The organism is Arthrobacter sp. AQ5-05 (assembly GCF_003287975.1).
Lineage (GTDB): Bacteria > Actinomycetota > Actinomycetes > Actinomycetales > Micrococcaceae > Paeniglutamicibacter.
On sequence record NZ_QMKQ01000018.1, the window covers coordinates 12,664 to 28,341 of the forward strand.

Sequence of the window (15,678 nt, forward strand, 5' to 3'; positions counted from 1 at the left end):
TGCAGGCATATTGCTACGGTTGGGCCATGTCGGGGTTAAGCGAAACCGGTGGGCATGCCCGGGAAGTGCGCTTCCGCAAGACATCGTTCCTATTCATGCTCGCCGCCACGGTGCTGCTCCTGGTGTCCTTTACGCTGCAGCTGATCGCCTCGTTGCAGCGCTGGGTGACCTTCAGCGGCCCCCAGGGGCCGGCTGACCGCTCGGTCGAAGACCACGCCTATGACTACTTCCTGCCTTTTGAGGGCTGGGAGCCCATCGGCAACGCCGCCCAGCTCCTCGGAGCGGGTTTGCTCATCCAGGTGCTCGGCCTGCTCGCGATGGCGCTGGCGGTCATGCTGCTTCCGGCCGCGTCAACGGTGTTCGGCCGGGCCGCCACCGTTGGCATCGCCGTGGTCGAAGTCGTTTTGGTGCTCCTGGTGGCGGCCGCCTTCACGCTCCATGGCGGATTGGTCTTGGTCGCCGGGGTCAACGGGACGGCTACCGCGCTGGAGATCGGACCGGGGGTGTTCTGGTCGATGCTCTTGGTCGCGCTGACCGGGCTGGTGGCCTTGGCCCTGTTCTGGGGATACAGGTTGCCGGCGGCCGGGATTGCGTGCGTGTTCCTGATCGGGTCGACCATGGCGGGCTACCTCTTGGCCACCTACATGGTGGCACCGCTCTTCTTTGGCATGTCCCACGACACCGCCCGCTTCACCGAGACAGTGGTCGCGGCATCCACCGCCGCCGCGGCGGTCGCCGCGGCCTTCGGCGCCAGGAACTTGGTTCGCCGCAAGGCCATCGGCATCGAACCTGCGTAGCGCCTGCCGCGACGACACCCGCACCGGCGAGCGCCTCCGGGGCTCCTGCGTGCGCTGCCCGGGCGCCCCTTGACTCGTGCGGGCACGTTGCTACGGTTGGGTCATGTCGGGCAGCAAGCCATCGGGAACGGGCCTCAAAGCCCTGCGTTTTCGTAGGGCCAGGATCCTGCGGCTGACCATTGCCGGTGCCCTGTTCCTGGCCTCCTGCCTCGTGCAGCTGGCCGCGGTGCTGCAACGCTGGGTGGTCCCAGCCGGCACCCGTGGACCCAGGGGCCTGTTGATCGAGAACCACCGCTACGACTACTACTTCCCCGTGGAGAGCTGGGTCCCGCTGGGCACGACCGCGCAGCTGTTCGGTCTGGCCATGCTGCTGCAGGCGATCGGGGTCCTGGCCATGGCCGCCGGCGTCATGTTCCTGCCAGATCCAACGGTGGACCACCTCAGGATCGCCGGGATCGCCGCTGCCACATGCGAGGCACTGCTTGCCGTCCTCTTCGCGGCCTCCTTCGCCGTGATCGGGTCCCATGCGCTCATTTCCGGCCTCGCCGGAGCCGCATCCGGGATGCCGGATGCCACGGGGCTGTCCTGGGGCGTGCTCGTGGCCGGGGTGGTGTCTCCGCTGATCCTTGCCGCCCTGTGGCGCGTCAGGCTGCCGGCCGCCGGCGCCGCATGCCTGTTCCTGCTCGGCACCGGCTTCGCGGGCTACCTCGCGGCCATCTACGTGATCTCGCCCCTGATTGCGCTCAAGGCCCATGACGCCCGGTGGGCCGAGACGGTGATGGCGGTGTCGACCGCAGCCGCGGCGGTGGCCATGGCGGTGGGTGCCCTGTTCCTTGCGCGGCGCTCGTTGCCTGCCGCTTAGCCGCCCGCAGTTCCTTGCGCCCTGGCCCGCTTTGCGCTTGGCTCTCAGGGAAACCGGCACCGGCCTTCCCGCGAACGAACAGCCGATTCCAGCCCCCCGGATTCCGGCCTGATTGCGCAGGCTTCCCGGCCCCATGGAGGCCGCTTCCTTTGCGCACCGCATACAACAAAGGGCGCGCCCGTGTGTGGCGCAGGGCCCGGCAGGGAATACGGTAGGAGGAGGACAACCTTTATCGTTGGATTCCCCGATGACCCCGACGACCATTTTCTGCGCGGCCGGCACCGGCACGACAGCCCCGACACAAAGGCTAGATTTTGAACGGCAATGCAACGTTTAGGCACGACAACGCGGCCCTCTTGGCCGTCACCAGCGTGCAGGCCCCCAGGGTCCTGAGTTCGGCCGAATTCGACGAACGCCTGGCCCCCAGCCTCAAGCGGTTGCGCCTGTCCAAGAAACTGCTTGAACGCGTTTCCGGTGTCGTGGAACGCCGTTGGTGGTCCGAGGGCACCAGCTTCGACGACGCAGCGGTGGAGGCCGGCGGCAAGGCCATGGCCGAGGCCGGCATCGAGGCGGGCCAGATCGGCCTGCTGATCAACACCTCGGTGACCCGGCGCAACCTGGAGCCCTCGGTGGCCTCGAAGGTGCACAACGATCTCGGCCTGCCTTCCTCGGCGATGAACTTCGACATCACCAATGCCTGCCTGGGCTTTGTCAACGGCATGACCCTGGCCGCGAACATGATCGACTCCGGGCAGATCAAGTACGCGCTGGTGGTGGCGGGCGAGGACGCCCAGACCACCCAGGAAACCACCTTTGCCCGGCTCAACGCCGAGGATTCGACCCGCGAGGATTACCTGAACCAGTTCGCCACCCTCACCCTGGGCTCGGGTGCCGCCGCCGCGGTGATCGGCCCGGCCGACGCACATCCCGGCGCCCACCGGATCGTGGGCGGCGTCTCGCGCGCCGGGACCGAACACCACGAACTGTGTGTGGGCGGCCTGAACGGCATGTACACCGACACCAAGGGACTGCTGGACAACGGACTGGAATTGGTGGTCAACGCCTGGGACGAGGCGCACCAAGCGGGCTGGAACTGGCGGTCAATGGATCGCTACGTGACCCACCAGGTATCCAATTCCTACACCAACGCCATTATCAAGGCCGTGGGCCTGGTCCGGGACCGGGTGCCGATCACGTTCCCCAAGTGGGGCAATGTCGGGCCGGCCTCGCTGCCCATGACGCTTTCCCAGGAAGCCAAGACGTTGAAGCCCGGTGACCGGGTGCTGTGCATGGGTGTCGGCTCGGGCCTGAACACCGCCATGATGGAGCTTGCCTGGTGACCGAGATCTTCCCCGGCGTCGATCGCAGGTACTCCCGCCGCGTCCAGGTCCCTGCCACCTCGGTCGTGGATGCACCGGGCACCAGCCACCAGTGGCACCTGCTGGACAACGACTCCGAGCTCAGGGACCAGGGCATCGAACCGGTGGGCACCCTGCTGTGCGTGCACGGCAACCCCACCTGGTCCTACCTCTGGCGCGGCCTGTTGAACCACGTCTCCGCCCACGAACTGCCCTGGCGCGTGGTGGCAGTGGACCAGCTGGACATGGGATTTTCCGCCCGCACCGGCGTGTTCCGCCGGCTCGCGGACCGGGTCAACGACCTCGACGACCTGACCACCACGCTGGGGATCACCGGCCCGGTCACCACGGTGGGACACGACTGGGGAGGACTCATCTCCCTGGGCTGGGCCCTGGCACACCGGGAGCAGCTGGCCAACGTGGTGCTCACCAACACCGCCGTGCACCCGGCCGGCTTCGAGTTGCCCGCCGCCCTGCGCCTGGCCTCCCACCCGGCGGTGCACGGCTGGGGAACCAAAACCACCGATGCGTTCCTGCGCACCACCCACTCGCTGGCCAACCCGGCCCTGCAGCCGGAGGTCCGCAAGGCCTTCATGGCCCCCTACGCAAACGCCAACCGGCGCACCGGGGTCGGAAACTTCGTGGCCGACATCCCCTTCGCCCAGGACCACCCCAGCCGACCCGCGCTCGAAGCAATCGCCGAGGGCATCAAATCCCTGGAGGTCCCCGCCCTGCTGCTCTGGGGCCCGAAGGACCCGGTCTTCTCCGACCGCTACCTGCGCGATCTGGTGGGCCGACTCCCCCACGCCGCGGTCCACCGCTTCGAGGGAGCCGGCCACCTGCTGCCCGAGGACCGCGACATCGCCACCCCGGTCTTTGACTGGCTCGGCCACAACACCGAATCGAAAGCCGCCCACCGCGCCGAAGCCCTGGCCGCCTACCGGCCGATGCTGGCCGAACTCGACGAGCGCACCGAGGACGACAGCACCGCGGTCGTTGACATCAACCCTCCGCGGTCCCTGTCCTGGTCGCAGCTGAGCCAACGGGTCAATGCCCTGGCCGGCGGACTGGCCGGGATCGGGGTCAAGCCCGGTGACCGGGTGAACCTGCTGGTGCCCCCGGGCATCGAGCTGACCTCGCTGATCTATGCCTGCCTGCGCCTGGGCGCAGTCATTGTCGTGGCCGATGCCGGACTGGGCACCCAGGGACTGGGACGGGCCATCCGCGGGGCGGGACCGAGCTACCTCATTGGAATCGACCGGGCGCTGACCGGCGCCAGGTTCCTGGGCTGGCCCGGAACCCGGATCGCCGTGTCGGACATGCCAACCGCCAAGCGCAAGCTGCTCGGCGTGGCACACACGATCCCCGAGCTGCTCGAGGCAGGAAACCTCGCAACACCAACGGTCACGGATTTCTCCCCGGCGGACCCGGACGCGGACGCCGCGGTGCTCTTCACCTCAGGCTCCACCGGGCCGGCCAAGGGCGTCGTGTACACCCACCGGCAGCTGGCAGCGATGCGGGACACCCTGCGCGAGACCTACGACCTGAAGGCGGGCTCGGCCCTGGTGGCCGGGTTCGCCCCGTTCGCGCTGCTCGGCCCGGCACTGGGTGCCACCTCGGTGACCCCGGACATGGATGTCACAGCGCCACGCACGCTCACCGCCGGCGCCCTGGCAGATGCCGCCGCGGCCGTGGATGCCACCACGGTGTTTGCCTCCCCCGCGGCCCTGGCCAATGTCCTGGAAACCCGGGATTCCTTGGACGCATCCCAGCGCCTGGTCCTGGAAGGAATCTCGCTGATGCTTTCGGCCGGGGCCCCGATCCCCGAACCCCTGCTCGCCAAGGTCCAGGACCTGGTCCCCAATGCCCGGGTGCACACTCCCTACGGGATGACGGAGGCCCTTCCGGTCACCGACATCGATCTGGAGTCCATCCGTGCCGCCGGATCGGGCAACGGGGTCTGCGTGGGCACCCCGGTCGCCGGGGCGCAGGTTGCCATTGCGCCCCTGGACGCGAATGGAACCGCGGGCGACACGCCGGAAACAACGCCCAACCTGACCGGTGAGATCCTGGTCCGCGCCCCGCACGTGAAGGACCGCTACGACAGGCTCTGGATCACCGAGCGCTTGAGCACCTCGATCCCCGGCTGGCACCGCACCGGGGACGTGGGGCACCTCGATGACGGCGGACGCCTCTGGGTCGAGGGACGGCTGGGCCACGTGCTCAACACCCCGACCGGGCCCAAGACCCCGGTGGCGGCAGAACAGGCCGCAGAGTCCGTGGCCGGCGCCGGACGCGCCGCGCTGGTCGGCGTGGGCCCCGCGGGGACCCAGGCCTCCGTGGTGGTCATGGAGACCGTGCCGCCGGCCCGCCGCGCGGCACCCGCACCCGAGGCACTGGCCCAGGCCGTGCGTGCCGCGGTCGCCCGCACCGGAACCAAGGTCTCCGCGGTGCTGGTGGTCCCGGAACTGCCCACCGACATCCGGCACAACTCAAAGATCGACCGGGCCGCGCTGGCAGCATGGGCCACCGGCACCTTGGCCGGTGGAAGGATCCGCAACCCATGAGCACCGAGCCGAATCCCGAGGCCCCGCGCCGCGTGCTGGTCACCGGGGCCAGCGGGCTGCTCGGCGGGGCCGTGGCAGCGCTGCTGCGGGCCAAGGGGCACCAGGTGCGCACCTTCCAGCGCCGCGCCTCAATCGCGGCCACCGACGAGGTGCTGGGCTCGCTGACCGACCCGGCCGCGGTCCGCCGTGCCGTGGACGGCATGGATGCCGTCATCCACCTGGCGGCCAAGGTCTCTTTCACCGGGTCCTGGCACGACTTCGTGGCCACCAACATCACCGGAACCAACACCCTGCTCGAAGCGGCCAGGGACGCCGGAGCCAGGGATTTCGTGTTTGTCTCCTCCCCCTCGGTCGCCCACTTCGGCGAGCCGCTGGCCGGAGCCGGGGCCGGTGTCGCGAATCCGGACCGGGCCCGCGGGAACTACGCCCGGTCCAAGGCTGCCGCCGAGCTCAGCGCGCTCGCTCAGGACTCACCGGAATTCCGGGTCACGGCCATCCGGCCGCACGTGGTCTGGGGCCCGGGCGACACCCAGCTGGTGGAACGGGTGATCGAGCGGGCCGCCGGCGGCAGGCTTCCGCTGCTGGACCAGGGTGCCGCGCTGATCGACACCACCTACATCGACAATGCCGCCGGCGCCATCGTGCGCGGGCTCGAACGCATGGAACACGCCCACGGGCGTGCCCTCGTGGTCACCAACGGCGAACCGCGCCCCGTGGGCGAGCTGATCGCCGGGATCTGCAATGCCGGAGGCGTTCCCGCACCGCGGATGAGCGTCCCGGGCTGGCTGGCGAGAGGTGCGGGCTCGGTCATTGAGCGCTTGTGGCTCGTGGCCGGGTCGCGGAACCTGGTGCGCGACGAACCGCCCATGACCAAGTTCCTGGCCGAACAGCTCTCCACCGCGCACTGGTTCGACCAGCGCGAAACCCGCGAGGTGCTGGACTGGGAGCCCAGCGTGGGCATTGACGAGGGGCTGGATCGGCTCGCCTCCCACTATGGCGGCACCGGCCCCGGGCAGGCAAGCTAACCCGGCACAACGCCGCACCACCGGCCATCTGGGTCTGCGCCACGGCGCTGAGGCCATGGTTGCCTGGGATGCCTCTCTCCATGGAAAACACGGCAATCAAGCCGACGGGACAATTCCCCGCGCATGGCCTCCCCCGTGGTCGCGCTCCTGGCTGGCGTCGGGTTGCTCTGCGTTCCCCCACGCCCGCTGCGCGGCGTGCTGGTGGTGACCTCGGGCATTTTCCACCTGGCCACGTAAATCGACTACGAAGAGGCAATCGTTGCACTGGTCGCGACCATGTGTTTGACCACCGCGCACGGTACCTTGCGGTGGTTCCCCAGCCGTAGTATGGCCATTTAAGCGGGGATGCTCGGACTGCGAGGCGCAGTGCCGGCGCCTGGAGTCGCGACGTTCTTGGCCTTGACGGATGACCGGCTCGGCCCACCGTGCCGAACACGAAAGGACCGGGCAATGACCGCGACCCACCGCGGCGCGACACTGGACTGATTTGTGCTGCGCGATGACAAAGACTGGTTCTTCTCCGGGCATTCCATGGCCGCCCGCATTGTGCGCAACAGCGTCGTCCGCTTCTCCCCGGACCCCGGCGGAAGCGCAAGGACATCTGGTCCGAATTCGTGATTTTCGCCCCGTGCCAGGGCCTCTCGGCCACCGTGCAGGGTGCCGTGCCGGAGCGGCTGTCCATCATTCACCCTGAAAACCCTCGCCAAGGGCAAGGGCGGCACGGCAACCCCACCCCAGGCTGCCTCTCGGTGGTGCCGGGATCCGCCGTGTCCCGGACCGGCGCCGGATGAAAGGCGCCGTGGAACAACCTTCCCCCGGGGTTGCCCGGAGAACGCCGAGGATCCCTGGAAACCGGTACATCACCGGCACGAAATAGACATCGGGGTGGCCCCGGCGATTCTCGGCATCATTGGACCCGATCGGGCGCATCCTTGTAGCAGGACCACACCGGTCTGCCGTCTGGTTCCCCAACTCCACGGGGAGAAACGGCACGAAACCGAGCGATTGCGAGCACGCCATGGCGCGAACCGGCCTCCCGGAACCTCTGGGCGCCTTGGCCGTGGCCGCGTGCCTTTCCCTCGCCGTGTTGTTTGGCGCCTCGCCGACGCCGGTGCCTTCGACGCCCCCGGCGGTGGGCACCGCGAGCACCGCCGGCCACGCAGAGTTGGTGCCGCACCGCGCGGGCCCCGCGGCAACAGCCAAAACCGCGTTGCTGGTCGGCGACTCGCAATCGGCCGGAGCCGCGAACGTTCCCGGGCATCGGACGTGGACCCAAACCGCGTTGCGGGCCGCCGGATACGGCGTGCAGTTCGTGGGCGCCGGAGGGATCGGTTTCGTCGCATCGAACGGGTCCGGATCGCCGAACTACCCCACCTCGCTCAACCAAGACCGATGGGCTCTTCCCTCCGGGGCGCCCGCATTGGTGGTCATCGAAGGCGGCGGCAACGATGCCAGGACCGGGGCCACCGATGCCCGGATCCTGCAGGGGGCCGACGCAACCGTCCAAGCACTTCACCACCGATACCCGACATCGCGGATGCTGATGATCGGGACCCTCTCCGGGGTCCGATCACCGGCTGGCTCCCGGCGCGCGGAGGTGGATCGCCTGTTGGGGAACTACGCCCGCACCCACCACATCGCCTTCGTGGGAGCCGGGGATTGGCTGGCACGCTACGGCCTGGTGGGCAACCTGGCCGACGACGTGCACCTGACCCAGGACGGGCACGACTTGCTCGCCGGGGTATTGGCCACGCGCCTGGCCACGCTTCACCTGAGCCAGAAGGACACTGCCGCGACGCTGCCGGCCTCGGTGCCGGCCAGCGCCCGGGCGGTCGACTCCCAGCGCTGATAGCGGAGCCCGGCGCAGGGGAGGGCGTCCGTTCTGCCCGTGGGAAGGGGCAGGGACGGGAAGACCGTCGGCACTGCGCCGCCGTCCGCCGGCAGGGACTCTAGAACAACCTCGCCACCATGCGGTGCATCGATCTCGGTGACACGGGCACGGCGGCCAAAGATGGTTGATCGCGCAGCAGTTCCGATTCCGGGCGGAATCGGCTGACTGCGGCGTCGAGCCCTGCTGCAACCTCGCGCACCATCGACCCTGCGGCTTCGGGTCCGGGGAGGCTTGGAACGGCGGTTGAGGCCCGGGGGCCCACATGGTCCACGAAGACATCGAACAGGTCGTGCCTGGCGCCGAGGATTTGGCGTTCTCGGCTGCGACCTTGCCCGGATTCACCCGAACTGAAACTGCACGAACCGGTGCTGCGGGGGCATGCTTCTTTAGGTGTGGTGCTGGCCGTCACCCGCCCGGAAATGCCCCAACCGAGGATTTCGCCGAGGCCACCGATGCTCTTGCTCCCCCTCTGGATCAGCATCACGAACCTTGCCAATCCACTCACACTCCTGGAGAACGCCGGACCCTGGATCTTGGGTTTCGTTGCGGTGATCGTCTTTGTCGAATCCGGTGTCCTCTTTCCCCTTTCTCACCGGGGATTCCTTGGTGTTCACCGCCGGTGTGGCCCACGAACGGCTGGGAATTCCCCCCGTTCCCTTTGATTTCGATCATTGTTGGTGCTGCGCGCTTGGGCGATCAGGTCGAGTATCGGATCGGACATCGGTACGGTGCGGCGATGTCCAAGGAAGACTCACGGCTCCCCAGGCACCGATGCCTGCGCAACGACGGGCAGTTTCTCCAGGATGGGCATCCATTCTTGGCCAGTGCCAAGGACGAAGGGTTACGGTGGACGAAGGCAACTCCCCCGAAGCCGCTTCCCCGACCCAAGGAGAACCCGTCGATGCCAACCCATGAAGCGTCAGGGTCTTCGGGCCACGTGGTCAGCCAGCCGGCACAAACCCACCGGGCGCCAAGGGCGGCGCTCATGGTCACGTGGGCGGTCGAACTGGGTTTCGGCGGCATGACCGCCATGTGCCTCAAGCGTGCCGGGCTCTTCCACGAGGGCGGCGTTCCCAGCGCCGTGGTGACCTTTGACGCAAATCCGGAGTTCGACGCCATTCGCTCCGCGATCACCGACAACGGGAAGCTCCACCCCGATGTCCCGCTGCTCAATCTCCACGAGTACTACGCCGAGCAATTTCCGGCCGCGGCCGGAGGCCGCGAGTTGAAGTTGCGCGGTGCCGGGATTCCCTGGACCGAAGGCTCGCGGCTCGAACGGTCGGTTGACGGGTCGCTGTTCTGCGTTGACTTCACTTTCCCCGGCAACGACAAGCTGTCCAAGCATGAATACCACCGCCGCGACGGCAGCGTGTACCTGGTGGATGCCATGATCCCTTCCCCGCACGATCCCGGCGAGGCAGTCAGGACGCTGCAGCTTCTGGCCGCCGGTGGCCGCGTCCAATACGAATTCACCAGTGCCGCGCGGCTCTATCGCCATTGGCTGACCGAATTGGTGAATCTGAGCAATGCCGATGTGATCATTGACAGCAAGTTCTCGGCGGGATTCCTCTTCGCCTGGCAGCACCCCACCGCACTGAAGTTCGTCAACTTCCACAGCACGCATGTCGCCGCCGGGCAAGACACGCTCACCGGGAAGCTGTCGCCCGCCCACCGGAAGATCCTCGACAACCGCGAGGCCTGGGATGGCATCACCTTCCTGACCGAATCCCAGCGCACCGCTTTTGTGCAGAGGTTCGGAGACGGTTCCAACACCGTGGTGATCAGCAACCCCGTGGACGGGCCCGCCGTGTTGCCGGCCTTCGAGGACCGGGAACCGGGCACGGTGGTGCACGTGGGCCGGTTCACCAAGGGCAAGAACATCGGGGCGGTCATTGACATCGTCAACGCCGTGGCCGCGGCGAACACCCCGGTGCGGCTGGAGCTGATCGGAGACGGAGACCAACGCCCGGTCCTTCAAGAACAGGTCAATCAGCTCGGTATCGGGCATCTGGTGAACTTCCACGGACACGTCCATGACGTGCCCCTGTACCTGTCCAGGGCACGCGGCCTGCTTTTGTGCAGCAGGTTCGAGGGCCAGTCACTGGCGATCCTTGAAGCCCAGGCCCACGGCTGCGTACCGGTCGCCTACGACGTGGACTTCGGTCCCCGGGACGTCATCGAAGATGGGAGCAACGGGTTCCTGATCCCCTTTGGCGACCAGGCAGCGGCAGCCACGGCCGTCGCCCGGCTCCTGGACGACGATTCAATGTGCACCGGGATGTCTGCCCGGGCGTTTGAAACGGCCAGGCAATACAGCAGCGAGAAGATCTTCACCCAATGGAAGGAAGCCCTCGAAATGGCCCGACTGAACAAAAAGGACCGCGAGATCCTCGCGGCTGCCACGGTCCGGTTGGCCGGGCTGCGGTTCCATGCGGACGGCGACACCGACCTTGAGGTCGCCGTCAACACCGGCACCGCGGAGGTCGGGGGCCTCACACTCGTTGTCACCGAACGGGGAACCGACGCCAGCCAGGGAAAGACATTTGAACCGTACAACGAATCGGACGGCATCTTCGGTTTCAGGATTCCCGCCTCCTTGCGCGCCCAACTTCCGGGATCCGATGCGCTGGACATCAACGCCGTGCTTGACGTTGGCGGCCTGACACGCACCATACGCCTCGGCGCCACGCCGAAACCGGCTTCTGTGCCCTATTTCACCGCCTACGGAAACCTGAGCTTCAAATAACGAGAGGATTCTCCGTCCTCACGCGCCAGGATCCGAGGGCCGAGACTAACAGCCCCGCACTATCAATACACCTTCCTGTGCCGGAAGATTGGTTCCATCAAGCTCGCCCTCATGAAGCACACAGGTTGCGATGCCAGCTTTGAGGGCAACGAACATATTGAGTTTCCCGTTTCTCGCCGGACGATATGCCGGCCGGAGAACGGGCATGAAATGACGGAAGCAGGTGACCGGCAAGATGAAGGATTGGTTGAGCCAACAGCTCAAGGCAGCGATCAGCTCCAAACCGGGCTTCAAGACCAGAAGATGGCTTGGCCTGGGCACGGCAACCGTTGCCAATCACGAATTGGACCATATTCCGGTGGCCGGAGACGTAGTCGTCTACTTCAGCGACGTGGTCAACAAGGCCTACCAACTTGAGCAATGGATCCCTACCTTGGAGAAGCTCCACGAGCTCCACCGCGTCGTGCTCGTCTTCCGGAAGGTGCCCACGATGCGCCATTTCAGGAAGTTGACCGACCTCCCCAAGATCTACGTCCGCCGTTTGGACGACCTCGTGAACTTCTACGACTTCAACGATTTCAGGCTATGCCTCTACGTCAACAACGGTATGGCGAACTTCCAGTCCCTGAGCGCCTCCAGACCGGTGCACGTCCATGTCAACCATGGTGAGAGCGACAAGCTTTCCATGGTCTCGAACCAAGCGAAAGCCTACGACAAGATCTTTGTTGCCGGACCGGCCGCCGTTGAACGCCACAAGGCGGTCCTGCTGGATTTCGACCTGGACAAACTTCTCAGCGTTGGCAGGCCACAGTTGGACTCGCAATTTGAGTCCGAACTTCCCGCATTCACCGGCAAGACCGTAATGTATGCGCCCACGTGGGAAGGTGAGAACGATGCAAACAACTACACCTCAATGGATCTCTTTGGCGAAAGCATCATCGAGGCATTGGTTGCACTCCCGGACACGCGAGTCATCTACAAGCCTCATCCACGCATCCTGACGTCCACGACAGCCGCTGTCGCAAGTGCGCACACACGGATCAGTGAAATCCTTGAGGAACACAACGCCGCCGGCGCCCAACACGTGATTGCTGAAGCCCAGAACATCTTGGCGCTATTCGAAGACATTGAAGCTTTGGTCACCGATGTGTCGAGCGTGGGCCTGGATTTCTTGTACTTGCACCCGGAAAAGCCGCTGATTCTTACCGATCGACGAAACGACCTGGAGAAGCTGAACCGGGAAGTTCCCGTCAGCAGGGCCTGCCCGGTAATCAACGATTCAACCCAAGCTCCCTTGCTGGCCTCAATGGCCACGCATCTGAACGCGGCCCCGAGTGAGGAACGCCTCCAGATGCGCGCATTCTATTTTGGGGATCGTCAGCGAGGATCCTCAACAACGGACTTCATCGCGGCGATCGACACGCTGATCAAGGGCCGGGAACAGCAGCTGCAGTCATACGAGCAACGCGCCAGCGCCGTGGACTCCGGGGACGACGACTGACAAGCTCCATTCCGTTCAAGGAAGCAGACACGCAGTAATGCGGGTTGGTCCATTCATTCAGAATGGACCAACCCGCATTCTCGTATTTGTCGGGCTACACCGCGGCCATGCCGCGTTCCCCGGTGCGGACCCTGATCACTTCCTCAACGTGGGTGACCCAGATCTTCCCGTCACCGGCGCTGCCGGTGTTCGCGGTGGAGATCAAGACATCCAGGATGTCGTCGCAGGAGTCCTCTTCCACCAGGATTTCGAGGCGGACCTTGGGAAGGAGATCGACCGTGTATTCGGCGCCCCGGTATGTATAGACGAGGCTTTGGGTAGCGGCTGTGGGTCGATCCGGTAACACTTGCGGGTGGATGCGGTAGCGCTTTTGGCCACGCCGGGACAGGATGGCTTTCACCCACGACATTGGGGTCGTGGACGGTGAAAGGAAACCAACTGTCATGGCTGATTACCGACACATCATGTCCCTGCTGGTGCGGGGCTATTCCTATCGGGAGGTCCAGGCATTGGCCGGATGCTCGCATCGCACGATCGCGAAGGCCCGCCAGATCCTCAACGCCGAGGGCTTCACGACCGACGAGCAGATCCAGGCGCTGACTGCCGAGGACGTGGACCGGTTGTTCACGGACGGGCGCAAGCCAACGCCCGGCGCGTTCGTCCCGATCGATATCGAGGCGGTGGTGGCGGCCCGGATCGGCCGGAAGAAGCCGCCATTGAAGGTCCTCTGGGCCCGCTACCTCGAGACCCCTGCGGACGGGTCCGCCCGGTTCTACGGGTATGACCGGTTCTGCGAGATCGTTTCCGAGCATGTCCGCGTCCATGACCTGACCAGCCCCATTACCCACGTGCCGGGACGCACGATGCAGGTCGACTGGGCCGGGACCCGGATGCGGCTGACGGACCCGATCACCCAGGAAACGAGTAACGTCTCGGTCTTCGTGGCGTCGTTGCCGTACTCGGGCATGATCTTCGCCCACGGCTTCCTGGACGAGAAAATGGCGGCGTGGTGCGACGCCCACCGACGGGCCTTCGAGTATTTTCAGGGTGTCAGCCAGGTCGTCGTGCCGGACAACGCCTCCACGGCATCGAACCAGATCAGCCGCTACGAAAAAGCCAGGGACGTCAACCAGTCCTACGCCGCATTCCTGGAGCATTACCGGACCGCGGCCGCCCCGACCAAGGCCGCAAGCCCGAAACAGAAGGCGAACGTGGAGGCGGGGGTGAAGGTCGTGACGAACTGGGTCATCCACTACCTGGCAGAGAGGCGCTTCGCGAGCCTGGACGAGCTGAACGAGGCCGTGGCGGAACGGGTGGAGATGATCAATGACCGCACCCCGTTCCGTGGCGAGGCCCGCTCCCGCCGGGCCTGGTTCCAGGAGGCCGAGCAGCCCGAGTTGATGGAGCTGCCCGAGCAGCGGTGGCAGCCGGTGCAGTGGCGGAAGGCGCGCGTCTCCCGTGACTGGCATGTCCAGCTCGATACGGTGAAATATTCGGTTCCCCACCGGCATGCCGGGCAGCTCCTGGACGTGCGGATCGTCGGCGAGCAGGTCGCGATCCTGGCCGACGGCGACATCGTGGCCACCCACCCGCGCGGCACGCGGCGCCACGGTTTTGTCACCGACCCGGTCCATGCCCCCGCCGGCTACGAGGACACGTCCCTTTTATGGACCCGGGCCTACTTCCTGCGGCAGGCGGCCAAGGTCGGCCCCCACACGGTTCAAGCCTTCACCCGGCTGCTGGACCGGATGAAGATCGAGGCCCAGGGTTATCGCTCCTGCATGAACATCCTGGGCCTGGGCAAGGGCAACAACCGCAGGCTGCTGGAACAGGCCTGTGGCGAGCTGTGTGGGCAGGACGAGCGGATCCAGATCAGCTATACCGCGCTCAAGAACCGGATGGCTGCGCTGCGGGCGGCCCATGCCGAACGGCCCGCAGCCGACGGCGGGCAGCGCTCAGCGGGGATGCCAGCGGCTCCGCCACCGGGGCACCGGGATACGAGCAAGGCCCATCTGGGCGGGATCGCGGAGTTCAGCCTCGAGGCGCTGAAGCGGCCAGCGGGGTCCGGGGACGAGAACGGAGCGGACCGTGCTTGACCACCACCTGACCGAAGACGACATGGGCCTGTTCACGCGGCTGCGGCTGACCGCGTTCGGCCAGGCCGTCATCGACATCGCCAACGATCCGGCCTACGACGAATGGACGTTCTCCCGGAAAATCCGCCATGCCCTGGAGCAGGAAACTGCCGCCCGGTCGCAACGGCGGATGCTGAAGCTGCTCAAGGAATCGAAAACACCGAACCCGGAGGCCTGCGTGGAGGATATCCATTTCCTTCCGGACCGGAGCCTGAACCGGGAAGTCATCGCACGGCTTGCCTCCTGCCGGTGGATCGAGAACACCACGAACCTGGTCATCCTCGGCAAATCCAGCGTCGGCAAGTCCTACCTCGCCCAGGCGTTAGTCAATGCCGCCTGCCGCCGGGACTACACCGCACGCTACTTCCGGCTCGATGACCTGGCAAACCAGCTGGCGGTCTATCACCGCTCCGACCCTCAACGGCTGGCCTTCCTGGCCGGCCTGCACGACTGCGATGTCCTGGTCCTGGACGATCTGCTGACCACGCCGATCACCCCGGACGCGGCCAGCGAACTGCTGAACATCCTTGCCGGGAGGGAAGGCCGCGGTGCCACGGTGGTGACCTCGCAGTTCGATCCCGAGGACTGGTACAAGTCGCTGCACGACGCGGTCGTCGCAGAATCGATCCTCAACCGCATCGTCTCGACCAGTGAGCTCATCCAGCTCGACGGACCGAACATGCGTCGTCACATCCACACCGAACAGGAAGGTGCCGTCACCTCCTAAACCGAAGGCAGCGGCGGTGGACCCGGTGCTTCCGGGTCCACCCACGCTTGCTACCGGATCGACCCGCAC

General features: G+C 66.3%; 12 protein-coding genes. 10 read left to right on the forward strand and 2 right to left on the reverse strand.

Annotated features, from left to right (window positions below):
- Positions 1–26 precede the first annotated feature (26 nt).
- The 6 genes from DQ353_RS14690 to DQ353_RS14715 all read left to right on the forward strand — a co-directional run bounded on the left by DQ353_RS14690 (position 27) and on the right by DQ353_RS14715 (position 8,458).
- Positions 27–797, forward strand: a complete 771-nt coding sequence (locus DQ353_RS14690; RefSeq protein WP_146755263.1) for a hypothetical protein — start codon at positions 27–29, stop codon at positions 795–797.
- A gap of 103 nt (positions 798–900) precedes the next feature.
- Positions 901–1,659, forward strand: coding sequence for a hypothetical protein (locus DQ353_RS14695; RefSeq protein ID WP_113763528.1), 759 nt, complete (start codon positions 901–903; stop codon positions 1,657–1,659).
- A gap of 314 nt (positions 1,660–1,973) precedes the next feature.
- The gene (locus tag DQ353_RS14700; protein ID WP_071215254.1) at positions 1,974–2,999 is read left to right on the forward strand and encodes a 3-oxoacyl-ACP synthase III; all 1,026 of its coding nucleotides are present in this window, start codon (positions 1,974–1,976) and stop codon (positions 2,997–2,999) included.
- Positions 2,996–5,584 carry an alpha/beta fold hydrolase gene (locus tag DQ353_RS14705; protein WP_113763530.1) on the forward strand — a complete coding sequence of 863 codons (2,589 nt, stop codon included), beginning with the start codon at positions 2,996–2,998 and terminating at the stop codon, positions 5,582–5,584. The genes DQ353_RS14700 and DQ353_RS14705 overlap by 4 nt, the downstream gene beginning before the upstream one ends.
- On the forward strand, positions 5,581–6,609 hold the full coding sequence (locus tag DQ353_RS14710; RefSeq protein ID WP_113763532.1) for an NAD-dependent epimerase/dehydratase family protein: 1,029 nt from the start codon (positions 5,581–5,583) through the stop codon (positions 6,607–6,609). The genes DQ353_RS14705 and DQ353_RS14710 overlap by 4 nt, the downstream gene beginning before the upstream one ends.
- Positions 6,610–7,627: 1,018 nt before the next feature.
- Positions 7,628–8,458: an SGNH/GDSL hydrolase family protein gene (locus DQ353_RS14715; RefSeq protein ID WP_113763534.1), complete on the forward strand. Its 831-nt coding sequence runs from the start codon at positions 7,628–7,630 to the stop codon at positions 8,456–8,458.
- Positions 8,459–8,558: 100 nt separating this feature from the next.
- Here DQ353_RS14715 and DQ353_RS21745 read toward each other — a convergent pair whose 3' ends face one another.
- Positions 8,559–8,984 (reverse strand): hypothetical protein, encoded by a 426-nt coding sequence (locus DQ353_RS21745; RefSeq protein WP_181578416.1) that lies wholly within the window; start codon positions 8,982–8,984, stop codon positions 8,559–8,561.
- Positions 8,985–9,401: 417 nt separating this feature from the next.
- Between DQ353_RS21745 and DQ353_RS14720 the strand changes: the two genes are divergently transcribed.
- Both DQ353_RS14720 and DQ353_RS14725 read left to right on the forward strand, forming a co-directional pair.
- Positions 9,402–11,246, forward strand: a complete 1,845-nt coding sequence (locus DQ353_RS14720; RefSeq protein ID WP_181578417.1) for a glycosyltransferase — start codon at positions 9,402–9,404, stop codon at positions 11,244–11,246.
- A gap of 223 nt (positions 11,247–11,469) precedes the next feature.
- Positions 11,470–12,747, forward strand: a complete 1,278-nt coding sequence (locus DQ353_RS14725) for a CDP-glycerol glycerophosphotransferase family protein (protein WP_113763538.1) — start codon at positions 11,470–11,472, stop codon at positions 12,745–12,747.
- A gap of 94 nt (positions 12,748–12,841) precedes the next feature.
- Here the strand turns inward: DQ353_RS14725 and DQ353_RS14730 are convergent, their stop codons facing one another.
- Entirely contained in the window at positions 12,842–13,105 is a 264-nt protein-coding gene (locus tag DQ353_RS14730) for a P-II family nitrogen regulator (RefSeq protein ID WP_286166841.1), read from the reverse strand.
- 85 nt (positions 13,106–13,190) lie between these two features.
- On the opposite strand from DQ353_RS14730, the gene istA reads away from it, so the two are divergent.
- Positions 13,191–14,843 carry an IS21 family transposase gene (gene istA, locus DQ353_RS14735; protein WP_113763540.1) on the forward strand — a complete coding sequence of 551 codons (1,653 nt, stop codon included), beginning with the start codon at positions 13,191–13,193 and terminating at the stop codon, positions 14,841–14,843.
- Complete coding sequence (locus DQ353_RS14740; protein ID WP_113763542.1) at positions 14,836–15,609, forward strand: ATP-binding protein; 774 nt, start codon at positions 14,836–14,838, stop codon at positions 15,607–15,609. The genes istA and DQ353_RS14740 overlap by 8 nt, the downstream gene beginning before the upstream one ends.
- Positions 15,610–15,678 lie beyond the last annotated feature (69 nt).

Coding starts and splice junctions, on each gene's coding strand:
- DQ353_RS14690 (WP_146755263.1), top strand. CDS start 27: ATGTCGGGGTTAAGCGAAACCGGTGGGCATGCCCGGGAAGTGCGCTTC.
- DQ353_RS14695 (WP_113763528.1), top strand. CDS start 901: ATGTCGGGCAGCAAGCCATCGGGAACGGGCCTCAAAGCCCTGCGTTTT.
- DQ353_RS14710 (WP_113763532.1), top strand. CDS start 5,581: ATGAGCACCGAGCCGAATCCCGAGGCCCCGCGCCGCGTGCTGGTCACC.
- DQ353_RS14715 (WP_113763534.1), top strand. CDS start 7,628: ATGGCGCGAACCGGCCTCCCGGAACCTCTGGGCGCCTTGGCCGTGGCC.
- DQ353_RS14720 (WP_181578417.1), top strand. CDS start 9,402: ATGCCAACCCATGAAGCGTCAGGGTCTTCGGGCCACGTGGTCAGCCAG.
- istA (WP_113763540.1), top strand. CDS start 13,191: ATGGCTGATTACCGACACATCATGTCCCTGCTGGTGCGGGGCTATTCC.